This is a genomic window from Embleya sp. NPDC005575 (assembly GCF_040605455.1).
Classification (GTDB): Bacteria; Actinomycetota; Actinomycetes; order Streptomycetales; family Streptomycetaceae; genus Embleya.
On the sequence record NZ_JBEXCV010000137.1, the window covers coordinates 1 to 8,209 of the forward strand.

Below are 8,209 nucleotides of genomic sequence, written 5' to 3' on the forward strand. Positions count from 1 at the left end.
TCGTTCGAGGGCGCGCACCACGCTATACCGCTTCGCGGCTAGCTGCTAGCGACTACCTCCCCGCTGCGCGGGGAGCGGGTGGCTTAGTCTCTGACCTGCACAAACGTCCCGCCCACCGGCGAAGACTTGGTTACCGATATCAAGTAGCGCTAGCATGTAGCTAGCTACTTGCACGCTGTCTGATACGTGCTACGCTGTCATGTAGCACCGTTAGAGGGGAATTAGAAATGCGTTTTGCCTTGATCCAGACAATCACTGTGGGCGCCACGAAGCACCACATCGTGGAGGCGTTCATCGAGAACGCCCCGGAGGACACTAAGAACACGGATGCGGTGGAGGCTCTGGGTTCCTCGAAGTACGCCGCGAATTACTCGGAGCGCGGGATCTTCCTGGCGAACCGAAAGATCGTGACGGACAGCCGGATCCCGAAAGACGCGGACACCACCGAGGCAATTTCCATCGAATGGAAAACCCTGGCGGCCCGTGGTTCGGTTCAGTTCAACCTTCGGGTACCCGCCCCGGATAAAGCCGGTTGGGATTTGGCCGCCGCGCGGGTAGGTCTCTCGGTTACCGATTGGGCGCGCCAGGTCTTGAACGAAAAGGCCAAGGGATAACTTCGCGAAGCAACCTTGAGAAAAGGAGCGCGAGATGAAGAAGGCCACGACCCCGGACACCCAGGTCTACGAAATCCGAGTCTGCGATGACCACCTCTCCGAGAAGTGCGACGGAGAGGCGTACACGGTACGCGGCATGGGCTCTCACGCGGAATGCACGTACGGGTGCGGGCTTTTCGTTCACGCTTGGATCGCCCCACGCGCCTGATCATCTGCCGTAGGAACCCGCCGCGTCCCAAGAATGCCGAAGGGCCCTTCTCCTTACCGGAGTCGGGCCCTTCGGCATTCTTGGGGTCCGTCACCCCTCCTCGCGCATTGCCGGGCATGTGCAGTGGCAGGGGCAACCGCCACCGCATGCCGTGCATCCATCGCTGCAACCATGCGCGTGGCAGACCCCGCACGGAGCCCTTCCGCAATCCTCACAGACCTCCATGGTGTACCCCTTCCTTCGCCTGCCTCGGGTTCAGCCCTTCGCCCGAGTGTCCTGGATCCGGTTCACGATCCGGCGTTGTAGATCCGGTTCCGCCAGCAACTCCCCCACCAGGGCGCGCATGATCTCCACCAACCTGGCGTCATCGGCGTCGGTGATGGCCCAGATCTTGAGCTTGCGATAGTCCTGGAGGTCAAGGTCCAGGGTGGTCTTCGCCGTGTTGGCTCCCTCTGTCTTGGCCCTGGGGGTCGCGTGCGCCCGCGGTGCGGCCGGCGGAGCTTGTGGCGGTGTGGGGGTATCGAGCTTGCCCGTGCCCTCCTGGGCGGTTGCCTTCGCTCCACCGAGGGCCCGTGTTGCGCGGGGCGGGGTCCTCTTCGCGGGCTCGGTCTTCTTCGCGGTCTCAGCCACGGTTGTACTCCCTACTCAGTTCGATCATGAGGTCTTCGTACTCGGCCAGGCCCGAGGGGATGTGGCCCATGGCGCGGATGTAGTGCGTCCACGCGCTGATCTCGGTCTTGGCCAAGGGGAGGTTGGCGTCGGTGAGTTCCTTGCGGGCCTCAGCGGGGAGGGACGTGCGATGGTCCGCCTTCGTCAGGACGATGGTGGCCAGGACTTGCCCGGGGTTGCGGCCGGCGCCCGCCTCCGCCGCTTGGAGGGTGGCGGGGACGCGCTCTTCGTCCGCCTCCGCCGGTGACACGGGCAGGACCACCAACTGGGCCCGGGAGACCGCGTCCATGAGGAGATCGGGGCTTCCGCCTCCGACGTCCACCACGACCACGTCATGGTCCTCAAGGCACGTGTCGATGTATGTGGCTATGTCCGCGTACGGGTAGCGCTCTACTTCGATGGGGACCGTGTATCCCCGCTTCCGCGCCTTGACGTACCAGGAGTAGGCGGTTTGGCTCACCGGGTCCGCATCGAGCAACTTGACCTTGTATCCCTGGAGCGCGTACCACAGCGCGATGAACCACGCGGTGGTGGTCTTGCCCGTTCCGCCCTTGAGGAGCCCCACGACCACGGTGCGGACGATCGGCGGACGTTTCGGGCGACGTTTGGTAACTCCCATGGGATCACGGTAGGGCACGGTCCCGTGCTCACGGGGACATGGGAGGATTCCGGGCCGCGTCGCGGGCACACGAAAGCCCTTGGGCCCGTGTACACGGGCTCAAGGGCTCAAGGGCTTACAGGACAGCGGGGTCAGGCTGCCAGGCTGTCAGGGGCCTCCTGGAGGGCTCCCCAGTGCGTCCCCAGGATCTCCGCCTCCGCTTCGATCCGCACCCCTCGGAACGTCCCCGTCATGACGCGGCCCATCAAATCGCGGACCTCCTCCGCGTGCTCCGCCGGAACCTGGACGATCACTTCGTCGTGGACGAACAGCCAGAGCCGCGCGTGGAGTCCGTGGCGCGTGGCCAGGGTGTACACGGCGGCCACCAGGAGGTCCCGCGCGGAGCTTTGGATGGCGTAGTTGCAGTTCGCGTACGACCTGATCGGGTCCGCCGGAATGCGTCGTCCGGTCACGGTGGTGACCACCTTCATGGCGCTGAGCCGCCGGCCGTAGCGGATCACGGCGGGGTACGTCCGCCTCCACCGGTCGATCACCGATTGCGCGGTGGCCAGGTCTACCCCGGTCTGTTGGGCCAGGGCCCGAACTCCTCCGCCGTACACGGTCCCGAACGTTGCGCGTTTGCTGATCGTCCGGTCCTCCTTGGTGTACCCGGGCCCGTACATCAGTTCCGCTGTGGCGGAGTGGATGTCCACCCCGCTGTGGATCACCCCGATCAGCGTGGGGTCCTTGGCCAGGGCCGCCGCTACCCGGATCTCCACCTGGGAGAAGTCGCACGCCACCAGCACATGCCCGGGGTCGGCCCGGAGGCAGTGCCGGAGTCGGGGGTCGAACTTCTTGAGGGTCTGCAAGGGCGGCCCGGTGATCGACATGCGCGCGGTCTTGGCCCGCAACGTGTTGATCGTGGGGTGGATCCGCCCGTTCGCGTCGGCCGCCTTGAGGAACTGGCGCAGGTTGGTGATCACGTTCTTGGTCTGGGCCATCTCCAGGCGGGCGCTCAACAGTGGCCGGTACCGCGGCGGGAACGTCCGCTTCCCGGAGGCCACATCGTCCATCAAGGCCGTGAGGGAGTCCCGGGTGACCTGGATCTGTCCCGTGTCGGTCCGGGGCATCCCCCGAACTCCCAGGGTCTCCAGCCAGGTAGCGAACTTGGGGGAATTGCCGGAGAACCGTAGCTCTTTGCGGATCACCGCGTCGGCCGCGTCGTACTGGGCCAGGGTCTCGGCCAGAAGGCGGGCCGTGTACTCCATGTCCAGGGCCAGGCCCCGGATCGTGATCCCGGTGGACTGTGCGGCCAACCACTGCTCCATCCGGACCAAGTGGCCGTACGGTGCGCACTTGTCCAGGAGGACCGGGAGGAGCCTCCTGGCGTAGATGGCGTCCAGGCCCGCGTACACCGTGTACGCCTCATCGGTGACGGGGAGGTTGTTCCACCCCCACCGCTGAGCCTTCTTGCCCGCGCGTTGTCCCGTGGGCGCCAGGGCTTGCATGCGCTCCAGGAGAGCGGTCTCCGCCTCTCCGAGCCCGGGGTCCAGGTGGCGCGCAGCCAGCTCCTTCAAGCCGTGGCCGGCGCGTTCGTCCGGGTCGATCAGCTTCGAGAGAAGGTGCGTGTCGATCGCGCGTTGCCCCAGAGGGATCCCCAGGGATGCCCAGACACAGAGGGGGTCGTACGCGGTGTGACTGGCGAACCGGATCCGGGGGTTGTTCAAGGTGGTCTCGATGGCCGCGCGGTGCTCGGGGACCACCGGGTTGAGTACCCATGCGTCGGTGAGGCTGCCGAACTGGACCAACCTCACTCCGGCGTCGGGGCCGAACGGCCCTGCACTGCCCTGGACGATGGCTCGGGTCTCGACATCGAGCCCGAGGATGGTGTCCGACGCGGTGAACCGCGCGAAGGCGTCCGCGTCGAATGCGGTCGCGTCCTCGGGTGCGTGGACGTGCATGGTGTGACCGCGGTGGGTGCGTGTGTACGTGGTCATCCCGAGACCTCCCGGGGGTGGCAGCGCGGGCACACCCACACCAGGGGGACGGCTCCGAGGATCGTGGGCCGCCGGCAGGAGTCGCACGCGGGCGCGGTGGGTGTGGGCAACAGGCCCAGGAGCCATCCGTATCGATCGCCGGCCAGGCCCTCATCGCTGAGTGCGGGGTCGGCCCCGAGGTAGGGCAGGGATTCGGCGTCGGTCCGGCGGTAGGGCTCGGGGTCGAACAGCCCTTCCTGTACGGCCATGTCGGGCCGCCTAGCCGAACGCGGGCGGCTCGGTGTCCGCCGGCGCGATCGACGTCGGGGTGACGATCTCCGCGTCCAGGATCTCAGCTTCGATCCTCGGGAGGGCTGCCGTGGCCCGGGGGGTGGTACCGAGGGCCAGGCGGTGGGTGATGGCCTCCAGGAGTGCGGTGGTGGCCGCCGCGTCGGCCCCGTGTGCGGGCCTCATCTCGCGCGGGGCGGGCGCCAGTTCGGCGTACGTGGGGGTGTCGGCGGTCCGGGCCTGGGTGGTCTGGTGGCTCGGGGTGCGGGAGTACGCGATGGAGGCGGCCGTGGTGCCGATCGCCCACAGGAGGGCGCCCGGCTGCCAGGGGTCCGCGTAGGCGGTCACGGCCGCTACCGCGCACGTGGCGCCGGTGGTGGCGCCGGCGGTGGTGATGGCGACGCTTCCGTGTCGGCCGGTGGCGGAGACGTAGGCTCCGCCGAATCCCAGGATTCCGGCTCCGCCCAGGATCGCGAGCGTGGACAGGTCTCCGGCGGCTCCGGTGTGGTGCCAGACGCGGGCGCACGCGGTCAGGGTGGTGGTGGCGATCCCGGGGAGGATGGCGCGTCGGTGGCGGTCGCACCACGCCAAGATGCGCGGGCCGACGGGGAGCCTGGCCCCCTGGGTCACGGGGGTGTACTGGCCAGGGATCACGGTGTCCATGTTCCACGGGGTCACGGGTTTTCTCCTTTATCGATGATGGGATCCCGTGTGCACGGGATCCCGGATCATGGGTGAGCCTTCGTTCGCCGTACCGGGGGGAGGGGCGGCCCTGGGACCGCCCCTCGGGTGTGTCCGTCAGTGCTCACCACACACGGTCATGAGGATGACCGTTCCGTCCTTCTCGGTCAGGACGTCGCAGTCGCAGATCTCGCAGGCCCACAGCGGGCGGCCCTTATCGCCGGAGTAGTCGGTCATGTCCTCCCAGCAACACACCGGCGCGGTGGTGACCACGCTTCCCTCCGTGATCTCGGCCATCTCGGGTCCGTACTCCTGGGCCAGGTGATTGGTCATGATCTCTCCTTTATCGGTACCGATTGGGTGAGTTCGGCTATGCCGCTTCGAGATCGGCGGTCGCCAGTTCGTCCATGAGGGCCGCGTACGCCATGTACGCCTGGAGGGTGACCGCCCCGTTCCCGCCGATCTTGAGTTGCTGGGCCCTGGGGATCCCCGGGACCGCACAGATCAGACCGGGGAGGGCGCCCATCATCCACTCCACGAACCAGGGGCTTAAGCGCCGGCCGCCCCGCGGTGAGGGCAGCGTGGGCGGTGGCGCGGTGTGCCCGGTGATGGTCTCCCACCGGCGGATGGTGGGGGTGTAGTCGGTGCCGTCCACCGCGTGCCACCACGCCTCGGGGCTGAAGCCTCCGGCCAGCGGTTGGGGTACGCCCTCGGGGTCGGGGAGGACGTTGACGACGTGTCCGGGGAGGTAGTAACGGCCCGCCCCGTCCCTCTGGTTCGGGCCGCCGTTGGGTCCGTCGGACGCCTTCGGGGTCGGGAACATCGGGCAATCGGCGGGGTCCGGCAGGGTCAGAACAGCGGTACGCAGATTCATCCCGCCCGCGCGTTTCGCGGAGACCCCGGGGCCTCCGGTGCCGTCCGCACTGGTGGGGGTCGGCAGGAGCTTCAGTCCCCGGGAGTCGTGGACTCGGGGCGGGGTGCCGGTATCGCGGCGTGCGAAGGGGACGGGGTCATCGGCAGGGACAGCGACACAGAACCACCGGTCACGCCGATGAGTGGCGCCGGCGTCGGACGCGCGTACGCACGTCCACGCCGCGTCATACCCGATCGCGGCCAGGCTGCCGATGACGATGTCGAGACCCCGGCCCCGGAGGGCGGAGACGTTCTCCAGGTAGACGATTCGGGGTCGAAGGTTGCGAACGGCAGCGTGGACTGTCCACCAGAGTCGCGAACGGGCGCCATCCAGTCCCTCCCGGGGTCCGGCGTTGGATATGTCCTGGCACGGGAACCCGCCCACGATGGCGTCCACGGGCGGGACTTCGCTCCAGTCGGTCAAGGTGATGTCCCCGAGGTTGGGGGTGTCGGGGTGTCGGTAGGCCAACAGGGTTTGGACGTGGGGGTCGTTGTCCGCGCACCACGCGAGGTGTCCGCCGATGAGATCGGTCACGGCGGTGTCGAGTGCGCCGGAGCCGGTGCACAGCGATCCGATACGGGGGCCGGTAGGTGGCGTGGTCATGGCTGGACTCCTTGCGGTGGCAGGAGCGAGCGAGGATCCGGGGCGGCCGACACGGGGCCGCCCCGGGGTGCGTGACCGGTCCCCGCGGCGGGGTGGGTCAGGCGACGCGGAGGTGGCGGGCGGAGGTGTCCGGCCCGTTCTCGATCTCCTCCAGGAGGGCGCGGAACTCCGGGATGGCCTGGATCAGTTCGTAGCGCAGGTTCCAGGCGGTGGTGTCACGGCGGTGGTGGTCGCTGTTGACCGCGTCGCGGTGGTCCTGGATCCGGGCCTCCAGCGCGTCCAGGCGGGCGCGGAGGGCGGTGGGGGTGGCGGTCGTGGTGGCGTTCGTGGTCATCTTGGGTGCGCTCCTTGGGCTGAGAAGGTTGGGGAGCGTGCTGGGCTCGGGGGTCACGGGTGGATCCGTGACCCCCGAGCGTCGTTCGGGGGTCGCGCGGTTCCTAGAACGGCGGCTCATCGGAGTACGTCGGGGCCGCCTGGGTGTCGGTGCCCGAGTAGGCGACCGACTTGGAAGGCGCCTTCTTCGCGGGGGACTTGCGGGCGGTCTTCGCCGGGGGCCGACTTGCGCCGGCCGCCTTCGTCGGCGGGCGGTCCGCGCCTTCCGACCCCGAGCCCGAGGTGTTCGCGGCGGGCGGGGTCTTGGTCGCGGTGTTCCAGGGGTCGTCCGCCGGCGCGGGGTTGCGTCGGGCGTTCCTGGTGACCTCCGCCGTGGCCCAGGTGAGGGAGGGTCCGATGTCATCCACGTCGATCACGGTTCGCTCGCGCGGGGTGCCGTCGGTGCGGTCCTCCCACCGCTCCGTGCGCACGGTGCCGGTGACGATCACGCGGGCGCCCTTGGTCAGGGACTCCGCCACGTTCTCCGCCATCACGCGCCAGGCGGTGCAACCCCAGAACGTGGGCTCTCCGTCGGTCCACTCGTTGGTGGTCCGGTTGAAGTAGCGGGGGTTGACCGCCACGGTCCACTTGCACACCGCGTCGCCGGTGGGAAGGAAGCGAAGTTCGGGATCGTCGGTGAGGTTTCCGACGATCGTGATGGGGGTGCGGTTCACGGGTGTCCTCCTACGGACTCGATCGGTACGGGCCGTACAGGAGGGGCGTGGTGCTCTATGCCCCGGGGACCACGGCTCCCGGTGGGAGCCGGATCCTCACCGGCACAGATCAGGCAACGTCGGCGGTCAGGGTCCCCGCCTTGATCTCTTCGTTGAGGGCCTTCGAGATGGCGCCCAGCTCCGCGTTGTTCCCGGTGAGCCCCGCCATCGCGAGAGTGCGGCGGCTCACCCTGCCGGAGTCGGTGCTGAGGATGCCTCGGGCCAGCTCCCGCGCGTGGGCCATGCGGTCCGCGCTCAGCGTGGGACCGGTCCTCGGGACCGTGTGGAGGTCACGGGGACGCGGGTTCCCGTGATCCCGTGTGTCCCGGGATCCGTGGTCCGTCTGGGCCGGGATGCTGCCCTCCCTGGGACCAACCTTTGACATGGTCCCCGCGTCCAGGTGGTCCCCGGTCCGGGTGGTCCCGGGCTCGGTGGTCCCCGCGTCCAGGTGGTCCCCGGTCCGGGTGGTCCCGGGCTCGGTGGTCCCCGCGTCCAGGTGGTCCCCGGTCCGGGTGGTCCCGGGCTCGGTGGTCCCCGCGTCCAGGTGGTCCCCGGTCCGGGTGGTCCCGGGCTC

The 8,209-nt window shown here is 68.8% G+C and carries 11 protein-coding genes and 1 pseudogene; 2 read left to right on the top strand and 10 right to left on the bottom strand.

The genetic code is table 11. From position 1 onward, the window contains the following. Positions 1 to 227: 227 nt before the first annotated feature. Both ABZS54_RS32730 and ABZS54_RS32735 read left to right on the top strand, forming a co-directional pair. Positions 228 to 614 carry a hypothetical protein gene (locus tag ABZS54_RS32730; RefSeq protein WP_355544382.1) on the top strand — a complete coding sequence of 129 codons (387 nt, stop codon included), beginning with the start codon at positions 228 to 230 and terminating at the stop codon, positions 612 to 614. A gap of 34 nt (positions 615 to 648) precedes the next feature. Continuing rightward, positions 649 to 822 carry a hypothetical protein gene (locus ABZS54_RS32735; RefSeq protein ID WP_355544385.1) on the top strand — a complete coding sequence of 58 codons (174 nt, stop codon included), beginning with the start codon at positions 649 to 651 and terminating at the stop codon, positions 820 to 822. Positions 823 to 1,077: 255 nt separating this feature from the next. On the opposite strand, the gene ABZS54_RS32740 is transcribed toward ABZS54_RS32735, so the two are convergent. The 10 genes and pseudogenes from ABZS54_RS32740 to ABZS54_RS32785 all read right to left on the bottom strand — a co-directional run. After that, on the bottom strand, positions 1,078 to 1,452 hold the full coding sequence (locus tag ABZS54_RS32740) for a hypothetical protein (RefSeq protein WP_355544388.1): 375 nt from the start codon (positions 1,450 to 1,452) through the stop codon (positions 1,078 to 1,080). After that, positions 1,445 to 2,110: a ParA family protein gene (locus tag ABZS54_RS32745; RefSeq protein ID WP_355544391.1), complete on the bottom strand. Its 666-nt coding sequence runs from the start codon at positions 2,108 to 2,110 to the stop codon at positions 1,445 to 1,447. The genes ABZS54_RS32740 and ABZS54_RS32745 overlap by 8 nt, the downstream gene beginning before the upstream one ends. Positions 2,111 to 2,241: 131 nt before the next feature. Further along, a complete protein-coding gene (locus ABZS54_RS32750; RefSeq protein ID WP_355544394.1) occupies positions 2,242 to 4,086 on the bottom strand; it encodes a DNA polymerase in 1,845 nt (614 codons plus the stop codon). Beyond that, positions 4,083 to 4,334, bottom strand: a complete 252-nt coding sequence (locus ABZS54_RS32755; protein ID WP_355544397.1) for a hypothetical protein — start codon at positions 4,332 to 4,334, stop codon at positions 4,083 to 4,085. Before ABZS54_RS32755 ends, ABZS54_RS32750 begins: the two co-directional genes overlap by 4 nt. Before the next feature lie 10 nt (positions 4,335 to 4,344). Then, positions 4,345 to 5,031 carry a hypothetical protein gene (locus tag ABZS54_RS32760; protein WP_355544400.1) on the bottom strand — a complete coding sequence of 229 codons (687 nt, stop codon included), beginning with the start codon at positions 5,029 to 5,031 and terminating at the stop codon, positions 4,345 to 4,347. A 120-nt stretch (positions 5,032 to 5,151) separates the two neighbouring features. Next, entirely contained in the window at positions 5,152 to 5,367 is a 216-nt protein-coding gene (locus tag ABZS54_RS32765; RefSeq protein ID WP_355544403.1) for a hypothetical protein, read from the bottom strand. A gap of 37 nt (positions 5,368 to 5,404) precedes the next feature. Beyond that, positions 5,405 to 6,550 (bottom strand): DNA cytosine methyltransferase, encoded by a 1,146-nt coding sequence (locus tag ABZS54_RS32770; protein ID WP_355544406.1) that lies wholly within the window; start codon positions 6,548 to 6,550, stop codon positions 5,405 to 5,407. 97 nt (positions 6,551 to 6,647) lie between these two features. Continuing rightward, positions 6,648 to 6,884 (bottom strand): hypothetical protein, encoded by a 237-nt coding sequence (locus tag ABZS54_RS32775; protein WP_355544409.1) that lies wholly within the window; start codon positions 6,882 to 6,884, stop codon positions 6,648 to 6,650. Between the two features lie 103 nt (positions 6,885 to 6,987). After that, entirely contained in the window at positions 6,988 to 7,596 is a 609-nt protein-coding gene (gene ssb, locus ABZS54_RS32780) for a single-stranded DNA-binding protein (RefSeq protein WP_355544412.1), read from the bottom strand. 109 nt (positions 7,597 to 7,705) lie between these two features. Next, a pseudogene (locus ABZS54_RS32785) lies at positions 7,706 to 8,209 on the bottom strand (hypothetical protein); the annotation flags it as partial.